Origin of the sequence: Mesobacillus foraminis (genome assembly GCF_004340465.1) — a bacterium.
GTDB lineage: Bacteria > Bacillota > Bacilli > Bacillales > Cytobacillaceae > Mesobacillus_B > Mesobacillus_B foraminis.
Genome location: NZ_SLVV01000005.1, coordinates 309,188 through 323,947 on the forward strand (window position 1 = coordinate 309,188; position 14,760 = coordinate 323,947).

General features: G+C 44.2%; 14 protein-coding genes. All 14 read right to left on the minus strand.

The features are described from left to right. Nucleotides 1-88 precede the first annotated feature (88 nt). On the minus strand, nucleotides 89-1,492 hold the full coding sequence (hslU, locus tag EV146_RS10375; RefSeq protein WP_132005556.1) for an HslU--HslV peptidase ATPase subunit: 1,404 nt from the start codon (nucleotides 1,490-1,492) through the stop codon (nucleotides 89-91). A gap of 13 nt (nucleotides 1,493-1,505) precedes the next feature. Next, the gene (gene hslV, locus EV146_RS10380; RefSeq protein ID WP_132005558.1) at nucleotides 1,506-2,048 is read right to left on the minus strand and encodes an ATP-dependent protease subunit HslV; all 543 of its coding nucleotides are present in this window, start codon (nucleotides 2,046-2,048) and stop codon (nucleotides 1,506-1,508) included. Between the two features lie 20 nt (nucleotides 2,049-2,068). Then, nucleotides 2,069-3,007, minus strand: a complete 939-nt coding sequence (xerC, locus tag EV146_RS10385) for a tyrosine recombinase XerC (protein ID WP_181215842.1) — start codon at nucleotides 3,005-3,007, stop codon at nucleotides 2,069-2,071. 26 nt (nucleotides 3,008-3,033) lie between these two features. After that, nucleotides 3,034-4,341, minus strand: a complete 1,308-nt coding sequence (trmFO, locus tag EV146_RS10390) for an FADH(2)-oxidizing methylenetetrahydrofolate--tRNA-(uracil(54)-C(5))-methyltransferase TrmFO (protein ID WP_132005561.1) — start codon at nucleotides 4,339-4,341, stop codon at nucleotides 3,034-3,036. Between the two features lie 172 nt (nucleotides 4,342-4,513). Then, a complete protein-coding gene (gene topA, locus EV146_RS10395) occupies nucleotides 4,514-6,589 on the minus strand; it encodes a type I DNA topoisomerase (protein WP_132005564.1) in 2,076 nt (691 codons plus the stop codon). 280 nt (nucleotides 6,590-6,869) lie between these two features. After that, nucleotides 6,870-7,730, minus strand: coding sequence for a DNA-processing protein DprA (dprA, locus tag EV146_RS10400; protein ID WP_132005567.1), 861 nt, complete (start codon nucleotides 7,728-7,730; stop codon nucleotides 6,870-6,872). An 85-nt stretch (nucleotides 7,731-7,815) separates the two neighbouring features. Beyond that, nucleotides 7,816-8,718 (minus strand): succinate--CoA ligase subunit alpha, encoded by a 903-nt coding sequence (sucD, locus tag EV146_RS10405; RefSeq protein WP_121609275.1) that lies wholly within the window; start codon nucleotides 8,716-8,718, stop codon nucleotides 7,816-7,818. 21 nt (nucleotides 8,719-8,739) lie between these two features. Continuing rightward, nucleotides 8,740-9,900 (minus strand): ADP-forming succinate--CoA ligase subunit beta, encoded by a 1,161-nt coding sequence (gene sucC, locus EV146_RS10410; protein WP_121609276.1) that lies wholly within the window; start codon nucleotides 9,898-9,900, stop codon nucleotides 8,740-8,742. Nucleotides 9,901-10,197: 297 nt separating this feature from the next. Beyond that, nucleotides 10,198-10,494 carry an EscU/YscU/HrcU family type III secretion system export apparatus switch protein gene (locus EV146_RS10415; protein ID WP_132005570.1) on the minus strand — a complete coding sequence of 99 codons (297 nt, stop codon included), beginning with the start codon at nucleotides 10,492-10,494 and terminating at the stop codon, nucleotides 10,198-10,200. After that, the gene (locus EV146_RS10420; RefSeq protein ID WP_132005573.1) at nucleotides 10,491-11,792 is read right to left on the minus strand and encodes a hypothetical protein; all 1,302 of its coding nucleotides are present in this window, start codon (nucleotides 11,790-11,792) and stop codon (nucleotides 10,491-10,493) included. Before EV146_RS10420 ends, EV146_RS10415 begins: the two co-directional genes overlap by 4 nt. A 15-nt stretch (nucleotides 11,793-11,807) precedes the next feature. Beyond that, nucleotides 11,808-12,584, minus strand: coding sequence for a ribonuclease HII (locus tag EV146_RS10425; RefSeq protein ID WP_132005576.1), 777 nt, complete (start codon nucleotides 12,582-12,584; stop codon nucleotides 11,808-11,810). 89 nt (nucleotides 12,585-12,673) lie between these two features. Further along, nucleotides 12,674-13,546, minus strand: a complete 873-nt coding sequence (gene ylqF, locus EV146_RS10430) for a ribosome biogenesis GTPase YlqF (RefSeq protein WP_132005579.1) — start codon at nucleotides 13,544-13,546, stop codon at nucleotides 12,674-12,676. A gap of 84 nt (nucleotides 13,547-13,630) precedes the next feature. Further along, nucleotides 13,631-14,182, minus strand: coding sequence for a signal peptidase I (lepB, locus tag EV146_RS10435; protein WP_132005582.1), 552 nt, complete (start codon nucleotides 14,180-14,182; stop codon nucleotides 13,631-13,633). 192 nt (nucleotides 14,183-14,374) lie between these two features. Continuing rightward, nucleotides 14,375-14,719, minus strand: coding sequence for a 50S ribosomal protein L19 (gene rplS, locus EV146_RS10440; protein WP_132005585.1), 345 nt, complete (start codon nucleotides 14,717-14,719; stop codon nucleotides 14,375-14,377). Nucleotides 14,720-14,760: the final 41 nt, after the last annotated feature.

The following is a 14,760-nucleotide window of genomic DNA, read 5'->3' on the forward strand; positions in this document are numbered from 1 at the left end:
TTCTATATGTTTAAATTTTATCTACATTTTGATTGCAGGCAGGTACGTTATGTCTCTACCCTCAACCTAATTACCTAAACCAAGCTGTTTACAATATAAACCTGCTTAGGTCTTTGTTGCGTGAAATGGCACCAAGTTTTTCTTCAACATACTGAGGGGTGATGACGATCTTCTCCATTGAAATATCTGGAGCTTCGAAGCTAAGGTCTTCGAGAAGTTTCTCCAGTATCGTATGGAGGCGTCTTGCGCCTATATTGTCCGTATTCTGGTTCACTTCAAATGCTACTTCCGCTACCTTACGAATAGCTTCGTCAGAAAATTCAATTTGTATACCTTCTGTTTCCAATAATGCTTGATATTGCTTTATCAAGGCATTATCCGGTTCAACCAGGATACGATAAAAATCATCTACCGTCAGCTTTGTCAGCTCAACCCGAATTGGGAAGCGCCCTTGCAGCTCTGGAATTAAATCTGACGGTTTCGCAATATGGAAGGCCCCTGCGGCAATAAACAGGACATGATCTGTTTTGACCGGTCCGTATTTAGTCACGACAGTTGAACCTTCTACAACAGGGAGAATATCCCTCTGAACCCCTTCCCTGGACACATCAGCCGATGAGCCGCCCGAACTGCGGCTGGCAATCTTATCAATCTCATCTATAAAAATAATCCCTGACTGTTCAGCACGGTTTGCCGCTTCCTGAGTCACCTCGTCCATGTCGATGAGCTTTTGGGCTTCTTCATTGATAAGAACTTTTCTTGCTTCGTGGACCGCCAGCTTTCTTTTCTTTCGCTTCTTTGGCATCAGGTTGCTCAATGCATCCTGCATATTCATGCCCATTTGCTCCATGCCTGACCCTTGAAGCATATCAAACATGGATGGTGCCTGCTCTTCCACTTCAACGGTCACTAATTCGTTTTCAAGTTCTCCAAGCTCAAGCTTTTGTTTAATTGCTTTTCGCTTTTCACTCAGATTCAAATCCTCTGTGCTTGATGAATCCTGTTCTGGCTGAGCATTGCCGCCAAACAGCATTTCGAGAGGATTTTTATAATTTGCGTTTTTCTTTGCAGAAGGCACCAGGAGTTCAACGAGACGGCGATTAGCATTAACTTCCGCACGTTCCTTTACGTTAAGCATCTTTTCTTCCTTAACCAGCCGCACTGAAGTCTCAACCAGGTCCCTTACCATGGATTCCACATCGCGGCCCACGTAGCCCACTTCAGTGAATTTAGTGGCTTCAACTTTAATAAAAGGCGCACGGACCAACTTGGCCATTCTCCTGGCGATTTCGGTTTTCCCGACACCTGTAGGCCCAATCATCAAGATATTCTTGGGGCTGATTTCATCTCGGAGGTTTTCAGGCAGCAAACTTCTGCGGTAGCGGTTCCTTAATGCAACAGCAACAGCTTTCTTCGCTTCCTTTTGGCCAATAATATATTGATCAAGACGCTCAACGATTTGCCTTGGAGTTAAATTGCCCATCACTTTCATGTTGCTCCCTCCCCTACAATTCTTCCACAATAATGTTGGTATTCGTGTACACACAAATATCGGCAGCAATTTCAAGAGCTGCCTTGGCTATCTCTGTGGCTGTGAGGTGGTCTCCGGCATATTGTTTCAAAGACCTGCCTGCTGCCAATGCATAATTACCGCCCGAACCGATTGCCAGTATGCCGTCATCCGGTTCAATGACCTCTCCTGTACCGGAAACCAGCAGCATTCCATCGGCATTCATAACAATAAGCATGGCTTCAAGCTGCCTAAGCATTTTGTCCCCTCTCCATTGCTTCGCGAGCTCCACAGCAGCACGCTGAAGACTGCCGTTATATTCTTCAAGCTTTGCTTCAAACATTTCAAACAATGTGAATGCATCTGCAACGGATCCAGCAAACCCTGCAATTACTTTTCCGTTGAAAAGTTTCCTAACTTTGCGTGCCGTATGCTTCATTACGACTGCATTTCCGAAGGTGACTTGTCCGTCACCTGACATAGCGCACGTTCCTTTATGCTGCACAGCAAAAATGGTGGTTGCATGAAATTGAGACATCCCTTTACCTCCTTGGATTCCTATGCCCTTGGATGGGTGGACATATAGGTCCGTCTTAAATGTTCATTGGTAACATGTGTATAGATCTGTGTTGACGAAAGGAAAGCATGGCCCAGCAACTCCTGGACGGTTCTCATGTCGGCACCGTTGCTGAGCATATGGGTTGCGAATGTATGCCTTAATTTATGCGGGTGGATTTTCCCGCGTAAAGCCGAGTTCTCAAAAATTTTGTTTAATGCCTCTCGGAGCCCCCTGTCTGTCAAGGGCCCTCCCCGAAAGTTAACAAAAAGGAAACCATGATCTTCTTTGTCCTTCAGCAATTCCTTCCTGGCTGTTTTTATGTACCTCTCCAGTTCATCATGGGCGAAGCTCCCAAAAGGGACATACCTTTCTTTGCTGCCCTTGCCGTGCACAAGGACAGTAGACAAATAAAAATCAAGATCGGAAAGACGGATCTTGCAGCATTCACTAACACGAATACCGGTGGCATAAAGCAATTCAAGTATTGCCTTATTCCTCCTGCCCAAGGCTGTTTCCGTTTCACATGCAGCAAAAAGCAGCTCCAGTTCCTGTTCATAAAAAAATCCTGGATGCCGTTTTTCGGATTTAGGAATGGAAACAAGTGCGAAAGGATTTTCCTCCACCTTTTTTTCCCGGAGCAAAAACTTGAAAAAGGTTCGAAGGCAGGAAATTTTTCGTGCCACTGTTTTTCTTGCAAGCTGTTTCTCATGCAGCCCTGTAAGATAAATTCTCACATCTGAATATTGAACATCCTGCAGTCGGTCAATGGCTTGCTCATTCATGAACATGAAAAAATTACTAATGTCATGATGGTAATGCTCAATAGTATATTGTGAGTAATTTTTCTCGATTTGTAAATATTCTATAAATAACTTTAAAGAAATGTTCACATTTTCACTCAGTATAATCACCTCACAAGGGCTACTAAATAGTAACATATTCAAGCAGCCCTGTGCAATATTATTTACAAATTTTTCGCAAAGTTCTGAATTGTTTCCAACGCGCGTTTGGCATGCTGCTCGTTTCTTTCCTGTTTGGCCTTAATTTTCATTGGCAGATCTGGAAAAAGCCCAAAGTTAGCATTCATCGGCTGGAAGTTTTTCGCATTTGTGCTTGTTATATAGTGAGCCATACTTCCCATGGCTGTTTCAGCAGGGAACTCTAAAGGATCTTCGCCTTTAACCAGCCTTGCTGCATTTATACCGGCAATCAGGCCGCTTGCTGCAGATTCCACGTAACCTTCAACCCCTGTCATTTGACCGGCAAAGAATAGGTCGTCGCGGTCTTTAAATTGATAGGTTGCTTTTAACACTTTCGGTGAATTAATGAAGGTATTTCGGTGCATGACTCCATACCGTACAATTTCTGCATTTTCAAGTCCAGGTATTAAGCGAATCACTTCTTTTTGCGGTCCCCATTTAAGATGTGTCTGAAAGCCCACAATATTATAAAGAGTTCCCGCTGCATCATCCTGGCGAAGTTGAACAACCGCATAAGGCCGCTTTCCTGTTTTAGGATCCTCAAGACCCACTGGCTTCATCGGCCCGAATAGCATTGTCTTTTTTCCTCGGTTTGCCATCACTTCGATCGGCATACAGCCCTCAAAGAAAATTTCTTTTTCAAATTCTTTCAGAGGCACCGTTTCAGCTGCTATTAACGCCTCATAGAAAGTGTTAAACTCTTCCTCGGTCATCGGGCAGTTTAAGTATGCCGCTTCTCCTTTATCGTACCTGGACTTCAAGTAAACCTTGTCCATATCAATACTGTCCTTCTCCAGAATTGGAGCAGCAGCATCATAAAAATACAGATATTCTTCCCCTGTAAGTTCCTTCAGCCCTTTGGACAGTGCTTCACTTGTCAGCGGGCCCGTTGCTATGATGACAGGACCTTCGGGTATGCCAGTCATTTCTTCATTAACGACTGACACATTGGGATGATTTTTTACAAGCTCTGTCACCCTGGCAGCGAATTCATGGCGGTCCACTGCCAAGGCTCCGCCGGCAGGGACGGAACAGGCATCAGCCGACCCAATGATGACGGAGTCCAGAAGCCTCATTTCTTCTTTTAAAACACCTACTGCATTTGTCAGCGTATTGGCTCTCAGTGAATTGCTGCAAACCAATTCTGCAAATTTATCTGTATGATGGGCTGGTGTCTGCCTGACAGGCCTCATCTCATAAAGCCTGACCTTGATTCCTCTCTTGGCCAGCTGCCAGGCTGCTTCGCTGCCTGCAAGGCCTGCGCCAATGACGGTAACTGTTGCTTCTGTCATTTCAAATCCTCCAGTTGTTTCTTATATTAAAAATACAATGATAATATTTTACCCTCAATAGTCCATTTTGCACTTTACAGTACGAAATTAAAAGAAAAAAGTTTCAAACTGAGAAAATTTGATTTTAACATACATTCAATCAAAAGGAAAAGAGTGAGCATTTTTGCTCACTCTAGCTTTGCTGGGCTTCCTTATAATCACATTCTGTACATGTGACCTGGATACCTTTTTTAAGCTTTTTCTCTACCATCAGGCTGTCACATTTAGGACAGCTGCGGGCAATCGGCTTATCCCAGGAGAGGAATTCACATTCAGGGAAATTGTCGCACCCGTAGAAAATCCGGCGTTTCTTGCTCTTTCTTTCAATGATGTTCCCGTCCTTGCAATTAGGACATTTTACGCCAATCTCCTTAACAATTGCTTTGGTGTTGCGGCAGTCCGGAAAATTGCTGCATGCCATGAATTTGCCGTATCGGCCCATTTTAAATACCATAGGGCTGGAGCACAGTTCACAATCTTCGCCTGCAGGCTCATCCTTGATCTCTATTTCCTGCATTTCCTGTTCCGCTTTCTTGAGGTGCAGTTCAAACTCCTGATAGAAGTCATCAATGATTTTTACCCAATTCTTTTTCCCGTCCTCCACATTGTCCAAGTCCTGTTCCATTTTCGCCGTGAATTCTACATCAATGATGTCCGGGAAAAACTCCAGCATTAACTCGTGAATGATTTCTCCCAGTTCAGTCGGTACAAAGCGCTTGTTATCAAGGCTGACATACCCTCTCTTCTGAATGGTATCGAGTGTTGGAGCATAGGTGGACGGCCTTCCGATCCCAAGCTCTTCAAGAGTTCGCACAAGCCTCGCTTCCGTGTACCTTGGCGGCGGCTGAGTAAAATGCTGTTTTGGCTCGATATCTTTTTTCAAGATCTCATCGCCTTCTTTAAGGTCAGGAAGCAGACGGTCTTTTTCCTCCACCTGGTCATCCGTTCCTTCTACATAGACCTTCATAAAGCCTGGAAATTTAACTTTTGAACCTGTAGCCCTGAAGATGACCCCTGAATTATCGAGATCCACACTCATCGTGTCCATGACAGCAGGTGACATCTGGCTGGCTACGAACCGCTCCCAAATTAATTTGTACAGGCGAAGCTGGTCACGGGACAAAAACTCCTTGAGGGTATTTGGTTCCCTGAGTACACTTGTTGGTCGGATACCTTCATGTGCATCCTGCGCATTTGTCTGTTTCTTTTCTTTTTTTGCTTCTGTTTTAAGATATTCCTTGCCGTATTCTGTTTCAATATAACGGCTGGCTTCTCCCTGGGCGACCTCGGAAATTCTGGTGGAATCTGTTCTCATATAAGTGATTAAACCGACAGTTCCTTCTTTGCCCAAATCGATCCCTTCGTAAAGCTGCTGGGCAAGCATCATGGTCTTTTTGGCCCTGAAGTTTAATTTTCTGGCTGCTTCCTGCTGAAGGGAGGATGTAATAAATGCAGGTGCCGGATTGCGTTTCCGCTCTTTCTTGGTTACCGATACCACCTTAAATTTATTGTCTTTGATTTGCTTTAGGATGTTTTGAACTTCACTTTCTGATTTCAGTTCCGCTTTCTTGCCGTTTATTCCATAGAAGGACCCCTCAAACATTGATTTTCCCTTTAAGAACTCCGCCCCGATAGTCCAATATTCTTCCGGCTCAAACTTCTGTATTTCTTTTTCCCTGTCAATAATCAATCGGAGTGCAACGGATTGAACCCTGCCTGCGCTTAAACCCTTTTTTACTTTCTTCCAGAGCAATGGACTGATGTTATATCCAACCAGCCTGTCTAAAACGCGGCGAGCCTGTTGGGCATCTACAAGATCCTTGTTAATTGGTCTTGGATGCTTGAAGGAATCTTTTATAGCATCTTTTGTAATTTCGTTAAAGACAACCCGGCAGTCTGAGTTTACATCAACATCAAGGCTGTGAGCCAGATGCCATGCAATGGCCTCCCCTTCTCTATCAGGGTCGGCCGCGAGAAAAATCTTTTTTGCTTTTTTCGCCGCAGTTTTTAATTCTTTTAAAACTGGGCCTTTCCCGCGAATAGTAATATATTTCGGCTCAAATTGCCGCTCTATATCGACTCCCATCTGGCTCTTTGGCAAATCTATGACATGGCCCATGGAAGCTTTTACTTTATATTTCTTTCCAAGATAACGCTCAATCGTTTTCGCCTTTGCGGGTGATTCAACGATGACTAAAAATTCCGACATCCAGTTAGTCCTCCTTAGAGGGAATAAAATTACCACTATTATTTAATATGGTGCTCCCCATTGTCAATACTTGGGTAAAGTAACCGTTTTCTCATTCGTTTTTTATCAATTAACGCGAAAATGCCTTTACACTTTTGTTTCCTGATGCAAAATGTATAACAGATTTAAAATAATTTCAACCATTTTGTAGTTTATTTTTCAGAAAACGATTGTTCATGCCTGTAATATTTCTTCTAATTATGACTAAATATACAGGAATTTCTTTGAAAAATACCTGCTTCTACAAAAAAATTTCTTCTATTATATCTTTTGGTTCCTTCACTAGCTTGGCCCCCATCTGAATAAGGTCGTTTGTTCCTGTATGGGAGGGTGACAGTATGCTTCCTGGCACAGCAAATACCTCCCTGCCTTCATTCAGAGCAAAATCGGCGGTTATAAATGATCCGCTCCTTCTTTTAGCTTCAATGACAAGCGTGCCTTTCGAAAGACCGCTAATGATTCTGTTTCTGAACGGGAAATGCCACTTTTCGGGCCTTGTGCCAGGAGGATATTCTGATATAATTAAATGCTCTCTCATCAGCTTCTCCGCCAGTTCTTTATTTTGCTTAGGGTAAATGTGTTCAAACCCTCCTGCAATCACAGCAACAGTCCTGCCGTGATGATTTATCGCCGAAAGATGGGCTAAAGTATCGATCCCTTTTGCCAGCCCGCTGAAAACGACTGCCCCGTGCTTAATTAGTTCCGGAAACAAGAAGTCAATTACTTGTTTCCCATATAGCGAAGCCTCCCTGCTCCCTACTACAGCCAGCGGGAAATCTGCTTCCAGCAGGCTGGTATGGCCTTTTGCAAACAGTACCCAAGGGGGCTGGTAGATTGACTTTAAAATTGCAGGATACTCGCAATCAAAAAAACTGATTATCTTGACTTCATCATGTTGATACCGTTCAAGCAGGTTGTCAATGGGAATGTTTTTCATCATCGAAGGCGGGATTTTCGAAGAGTGTTTAGTAGCAGAGGAATTGGAGTGGGAAGAAGAAACGAAAGAGAGTTCAGGGTCTTCCTTCAAAAAAGCAGCAATTGTTTTCCAGCTTATATGCTTACAGTGAACCAAATGGACCAGCCTTTTTTTAAATTCATCCATTCATAGGTCTCCTTTGATTTTAATCGGGAAAAAGATAATTGCAAACAGCCCCTCCAATATCAGAGGGACCAGTTTGCCTTATTCATTAGTGTGTTTTACATTTGTCATATAGTCCCTGTTCTTTAAGGACACCGATTAACGTCTCACCCATGACCGAAGGAGTTTCAGCAACTTTTATTCCGCACTCGTTCATGACGCGGATTTTTTCATCTGCTGTTCCTTTTCCTCCGGAAATAATCGCGCCAGCATGGCCCATGCGCTTCCCCGGAGGTGCGGTACGTCCGCCGATAAAGCCAACTACAGGTTTCTTCATATTCGCTTTCACCCACTCAGCAGCTTCTTCTTCTGCTGTACCGCCGATTTCACCAATCATGATAACCGCATAAGTCTCGGGATCCTCATTGAAAGCTTTCAATACATCGATGAAGTTTGTCCCATTTACCGGGTCTCCGCCAATTCCGACAGCTGTTGTCTGGCCAATTCCAGCTTGCGTAAGCTGATGAACGGCTTCATAAGTCAGCGTTCCTGACCGGGATACGACACCTACATGGCCTTTTGTATGAATATATCCTGGCATAATGCCAATTTTACATTCGTCCGCAGTGATGACACCAGGGCAGTTTGGACCCACGAGACGGGTTTTCTTGCCCTCCATATAACGTTTAACTTTAACCATATCCAATACTGGAATGTGTTCTGTAATACAAATAGCAAGATCAAGCTCTGCATCAACAGCTTCCATGATGGCATCAGCAGCAAATGGTGCCGGTACATAGATTACGGATGCAGTTGCACCTGTGGCCTCAACGGCTTCCTTGACTGTGTTGAATACCGGAACTCCTTCCACTTCCTGGCCGCCTTTTCCCGGAGTTGTTCCGCCAACAATTTTTGTCCCGTATTCCAGCATCTGTTTTGTATGAAAAAGGGCTGTTGAACCAGTGATTCCCTGTACGATCACTTTTGTATCTTTATTAATGAATACACTCATGACAACTTTCTCCTTCCTATCCTACTTTACTAATGAAACGATTTTCTGTGCGCCGTCAGCCATTGATTCTGCTGCAACGATATTAAGGCCGGATTCATTCAGAATCTTTTTGCCCAGATCAACATTTGTACCTTCAAGACGTACAACCAAAGGCACTTCGAGACCAATTTGTTTGGCCGCTTCCACGACACCCGTAGCGATGACGTCACACTTCATGATTCCGCCAAAGATATTGACAAAAATCCCTTTTACGTTCTGGTCAGAAAGGATGATTTTAAATGCTTCGGTAACTTTCTCGGCAGTTGCACCGCCCCCAACATCAAGGAAGTTGGCCGGTTCGCCGCCGTAATGCTTGACGATATCCATCGTCGCCATTGCCAAACCGGCACCGTTAACCATGCATCCGATGTTGCCATCAAGTGATATATAGCTTAAGTCATATTTCGAAGCTTCAATTTCCTTTGGATCCTCTTCTTCAAGATCACGGAACTCCAGAATGTCCTTGTGGCGGTACAGTGCATTGGAATCGAAGTTAAGCTTGGCGTCAAGAGCCATAACCTTTCCGTCTCCGGTGATAACAAGGGGATTGATTTCTGCAATGGAGCAATCCTTGTCGATATATGCATTATAAAGACCCATCATGAACTTGACCGCCTGGTTGACAAGCTCCTTGGGAATATTGATATTAAACGCCACACGGCGCGCCTGGAATGGTGTGAGACCGACTACAGGGTCGATTTCTTCCTTGAAGATTTTCTCGGGAGTCTGTTCTGCTACTTCCTCAATTTCTGTTCCGCCTTCTTCGGATGCCATTAAAACAACACGTGAAGTTGCACGGTCAAGTACAAGGCCCACATAGTATTCCTTTTTTATGTCACAGCCTTCTTCAATCAGCAGGCGTTTAACTTCCTTGCCTTCAGGGCCTGTCTGGTGAGTGACGAGCGTTTTCCCTAAAATTTCGCTTGCATATGTACGTACCTCATCAAGGTTTTTTGCAACTTTTACTCCTCCGGCTTTTCCGCGTCCGCCAGCATGGATTTGCGCCTTGACTACACATACCTGGGTCCCTAATTCTTTTGCAGCTTCGACAGCTTCTTCGACACTAAAAGCAACTTTTCCGTTCGGAACCGCAACTCCGTATTGTCTGAGGACCTCTTTCCCTTGATACTCATGGATATTCATTTCCCATCCTCCTATCAATCTCCGTGCAAGATGGCTATCAATTCTTTCTGAATCGCCAGCCTAGATAGAGATTTTTATACTCTTATATTTTACAAAAAATAGACTGCGCTTTCATTGTATATAATGATATATTGCTTGTCTACCATTATGGTTTAAATATTATGTCATTTTAAATATTGCAAAAATACCTAACATATGCGTGCCGGGACACAAATAAAACGAGACGAACGAACGCCCCGTTTCCTGATTTGGAATTATATCGATTCCACCTAATGGCTTTAAAATATTATCCTGGTATTATTCCTTGCTATTGCCTGCGGCCGTTTTCTCCTCAATTTTATAGATAAAAGTAAAGACTTCCGCCACCGCCTCGTAAAGCTCTTCAGGAATCCTTTGGTTCAATTCCAGCTGGCTCAGCATTTCTACAAGGGAAGGGTCTTCCTGGATCGGCAAGTTATTTTCTTTTGCCTTCTGGATAATATTCTCAGCTGTGTGCCCTTTTCCTTTTGCCAATACTTTAGGAGCAGCTTCCTGCCCGTGATTATATCCCAGCGCTACTGCTGCCCTTCGCTGATATTGCTTCACTTCTCTCATATTCTCAAGTCCATCCTGCTGTATTTGTTCTGATGGGCGTAATTACCCATTTGTTTTGCGGCATGCTGTATACATGCTTCTTTCGGTTTTATAAAGCTCACAGCCGACAGCTGATACTCGATTTTGGCAAGGCTGGCTTTTAATGTGCCAATCAAGGGCGACGCCAGCTGCTTTAGTTTCTCGTTTTCATTTATGACATAAACAGACAATATCCGATTCTGAATTTGCAGGTCGACAATTGTGTGATTAAGTTCCTTAAGTTCCAAGTAAAAAAGCACCCGACAATAATCGGGATCAATACTTCCATCAGGCTGCTTCTTTCCGCTCCATTGCATGGTTATTTCTCCATTAGTACTCGGGGAAAAAGGAATTTGAAACATCAGCTGCTGTACGGGCCCGGATTCATGGGAAAGCAGCTGCAGTCCGGTAATTTTTCCTACAAGCTGCTCTGCTGCGTCCTTTAAAGGCTGCGGCGGATTCTCCGAAAGAAGCTTCAAGAGCAAAGGCTTTACCGCCTCCACAGGCTCCGCGGGCCCCGAACTGCTGTTTAACACTTCTGAGACTCTGGACTCATAGTTAAGCCCAAGCTTAGTTAAAAATTGCTTTATTCTTCCCTCATTTATATGTCCTGGTTTACTGGTCCCATTTTCCTCATTAAATCCGCTTCTTCCGGACTCCTTCAGGTCTTTCAGTACCTTCTTTAGCTCTAATATGGTCTCAGAGTCCTCTGAGTAAGCCTCCAGGGCATTATCAAGGCTTTCTATCAGGCTAGGCAGAGGGTGGCCATTACGGGCTATCTGAAGGGCTGTAAGAGTGTCCTTTGTGGGAGTAATTCCTCTCAATAAAAGAAATTTCAAGATTTCGAGGACTTCTCCGGCCTTATCACCCTTTGTCAATTCCGCTGCCTTCACAAGCACCTCTTTCGTTAACGGAAGACGTTCTTTTATGAAATAGCGAGCCATTTCGATATTCTCCCTGGTTGAAGGAATGGACAGCTTTAAAAGCAATCCAGCAATTCCTTCTTCGTCCGGTTTCCTTTTGTTATCAGGCATGAGCATCTTCAAATGGACTTTTCCATTGCCAGGCTGGACCTGGAACCAGTACCGCTGTCCGACCGAAAGACCCGTTTCCAGCTTCGCTGTTACCTTTTGGCTTCCAACCTGTATCACGGCCAGCCCATCTGGATAAAGCTTGTCTGCCTTGCCTGTAATAATCTGTCCTGGCCTGAATATAGCCGTGTTTCCCTCAAGACTTCGAGTCTGATTCAGCAATGCCTGAATAGCTCCTGCTTCTAACATTCCTCCACCTTCTCTTTAAATCCTCCCCAGAGAATCCCTTACAGGGGCAAAGCTTTTTCGATGGCATGGGCTAGCTCCATACCTGTGCAATGCCTCCAGATGCTCGCTAGTCCCGTATCCCATATTTGATGCAAATCCATATTCACGATACCTTTCACCGATTTCCTTCATCAGCCGGTCCCGTGTTACTTTCGCAATAATGGAAGCAGCGGCAATAGTAACACTGCGTGCATCCCCTTTAATCAGTGCTTCGGCAGGGTAAGGAGTCTCAAGGCTGACTGCATCAATCAGCAGATAATCCGGCTTAACCGTCAGTTCTGCCAGGGCATTGAGCATTGCCTTTTTGGCAGCCTGAAGAATATTGATGGAGTCAATTTCCTCAGCTCCAATAATGCCGATCCCAATTGCTGTCGCCTCTTTTTCAATCACTCGGAAGTATTCTTGCCTTTTTTGCACACTCAGCTTTTTAGAATCGTTAATTCCAGGCAAATTGAAGTTTTCCGGGAGAATGACAGCTGCCGCCACTACGGGCCCGGCCAGAGGACCTCGTCCTGCCTCATCGATACCTGCAATCTGCTGGAACCCCTGCGCTCTTAGTTTACGTTCAAAAGATGTCATTTCCTTGAATTTTTCAAGGAGCATTTGTTCCTTTTCCTGCTCCTTCAGCCATTTTTCAAGTACCCGATGGACCCCTTTGCGCCCATCTTTTTTCAGCAGCTCAATAAATTCTTTATCTGCCTTTGTTTCCAGGAAAAGCTTCCTTTCAATTTCTTCAATCGTCAAATTCTTCATACTCTACTCCCTAAACTAGTGATCACTTTTTTATCGGCATATTCGAAAAAAAATAAAGGCCCCGCCGAGGGACCTCATTCCTTTTAAACTCATTGGCCTTCCTCTTGAGCCATTAAATCAGCAGGTCTCTCGAAAGACAACGATCCCAGTTTTTCCCCGCGGATTTCTCTGATTACAGTCTCTGATACTTTATCATAATCAATGTCTCCACCCGAAAGCTTGAACCCTCTTGAGTTGCCGATTTTATCAAATAATTCCACGATATCATCAGGTATTTCACTAATCCCGAATCTTTCTTCCAAGCGTTGCGGGTAATGGTTCCCCATGAACCTGAGAGCATATACGGCCACATCCTGCAAATTTAAGATGGCATCTTTAATTGCTCCCGTAACCGCCAGCTTCAAGCCAACCTGCTGGTCCTCAAATTTCGGCCAAAGGATTCCGGGTGTATCCAGGAGTTCAAGCTCCTTCCCCACCTTAATCCACTGCTGGGATTTAGTCACTCCTGGCATATTGCCCGTCTTCGCAATATTTTTTCCGTGGAGCCGATTAATCAGAGTCGACTTTCCAGCATTGGGAATCCCCACAATCATGGCCCTGATTGCTCGAGGCTTGACACCTTTTGATTTAAGACGCTCAAACTTCTCACTTAACAGCCCTTTAGCCTCGGTGACAATTTGCTTCAATCCCGTTCCGGCCTGCGAGTTAATGGCCAGGGCGGTAATTCCCTGGTTTTTAAAATAGCGGATCCACTCTGCGGTAATTTCCTTGTCCGCCATGTCCGCTTTATTTAACAGCACGATCCTTGGCTTGTGCTGAATGATTTCATCAATCATGGGATTCCGTGATGAAAAAGGAATTCTGGCATCCACCAGTTCAAATATAATATCGACAAGCTTCAGCTTCTCTGTAACTTCTCTCCGGGCTTTTGCCATATGTCCCGGAAACCATTGAATTGTCAAAGAAGAAACCCTCCTTTAAAAAAATGTAAAAGCGCCTGTCCAGCACCAATCTACACTGATCAGGCTTAAACGAGGCGCCAATAACTAATCGATTGTTCTAATGTCCTCTAACGGCCAATAAATAATGCTCGTTTTCCCCAGGACCTCTTCCAGGGGAACCGTCCCAATATGGCGGCTGTCCTTGCTGAACCTGCGGTTATCTCCCATTACGAAAATATGGCCTTCAGGAACTGTTTCCCTGCCAATCTTTTCTTCAAGCGTAAATGGATCTGTTAGCGGACCATCAATCACCTGCTGTTTATATTCTTCCAAATAAGGTTCTTCATATGCTTTGCCATTCACATATAAGGTATCGTCACGATATTCAATGGTGTCGCCCGGGAGGCCGATCACCCGCTTTATGTAATCCTTATTCTCCGGCGCATGAAAGACCACAATATCGAATCTTTCCGGCTCACCTATTTTATAGCTCAGCTTATTGACAATCATCCTGTCCTGGTCATGAAGAGTTGGCATCATTGACAGTCCGTCAACCACAATGGGTGCAAATAAAAAATATCTTATGACAGCCGCGAGCACCACGGCTATAATTAACGCTTTTGTCCATTCCCAGAATTCGTTCTTTTTTTTCGCCATTCTTTTCCCACCATTTCTCAGATAATCAATACCTCATTATAGCTTTATTTTACATAAGTTGTTTAAGTTAAACACGATGGGAGTGTTTTTTTATGTAAATTACTCATATGGCCAACTGAACACGGTGCAAATAATGGTTTTTTCCTATGAAAAAGGAGCTTGTCAGACAAGCTCCTTTCTGCATGCGTTATATTAGCGGATTTCTTTGATACGAGCTTTTTTACCGCGAAGGTTACGCAGGTAGTAAAGTTTCGCACGGCGGACTTTACCGCGGCGGATTACTTCAAGCTTCGCAATTTTTGGTGTATGAACAGGGAATGTACGCTCTACGCCTACACCATAAGAAACTTTACGCACTGTAAAAGTTTCGCTGATTCCACCACCACGACGCTTAATAACAACACCTTCGTAGATCTGAATACGTTCACGTGTTCCCTCGACAACCTTAACGTGTACACGTACAGTGTCACCAGGACGGAACGCAGGAAGATCGCTGCGAAGCTGTTCTTTTGTAATTTCTTGAATTAACTGTTGCATCGTTTTCAACTCCTCCCACAGATGCTCTTGCACGTTCTTGT

Bases quoted from the DNA above. Each gene is read 5' to 3' on its own strand.
- hslU (WP_132005556.1), bottom strand. From the start codon at position 1,492: ATGAAAGTGATGGGCAATTTAACTCCAAGGCAAATCGTTGAGCGTCTT.
- hslV (WP_132005558.1), bottom strand. From the start codon at position 2,048: ATGTCTCAATTTCATGCAACCACCATTTTTGCTGTGCAGCATAAAGGA.
- xerC (WP_181215842.1), bottom strand. From the start codon at position 3,007: ATGTTACTATTTAGTAGCCCTTGTGAGGTGATTATACTGAGTGAAAAT.
- trmFO (WP_132005561.1), bottom strand. From the start codon at position 4,341: ATGACAGAAGCAACAGTTACCGTCATTGGCGCAGGCCTTGCAGGCAGC.
- topA (WP_132005564.1), bottom strand. From the start codon at position 6,589: ATGTCGGAATTTTTAGTCATCGTTGAATCACCCGCAAAGGCGAAAACG.
- dprA (WP_132005567.1), bottom strand. From the start codon at position 7,730: ATGGATGAATTTAAAAAAAGGCTGGTCCATTTGGTTCACTGTAAGCAT.
- sucD (WP_121609275.1), bottom strand. From the start codon at position 8,718: ATGAGTGTATTCATTAATAAAGATACAAAAGTGATCGTACAGGGAATC.
- sucC (WP_121609276.1), bottom strand. From the start codon at position 9,900: ATGAATATCCATGAGTATCAAGGGAAAGAGGTCCTCAGACAATACGGA.
- EV146_RS10415 (WP_132005570.1), bottom strand. From the start codon at position 10,494: ATGAGAGAAGTGAAGCAATATCAGCGAAGGGCAGCAGTAGCGCTGGGA.
- EV146_RS10420 (WP_132005573.1), bottom strand. From the start codon at position 11,792: ATGTTAGAAGCAGGAGCTATTCAGGCATTGCTGAATCAGACTCGAAGT.
- EV146_RS10425 (WP_132005576.1), bottom strand. From the start codon at position 12,584: ATGAAGAATTTGACGATTGAAGAAATTGAAAGGAAGCTTTTCCTGGAA.
- lepB (WP_132005582.1), bottom strand. From the start codon at position 14,182: ATGGCGAAAAAAAAGAACGAATTCTGGGAATGGACAAAAGCGTTAATT.
- rplS (WP_132005585.1), bottom strand. From the start codon at position 14,719: ATGCAACAGTTAATTCAAGAAATTACAAAAGAACAGCTTCGCAGCGAT.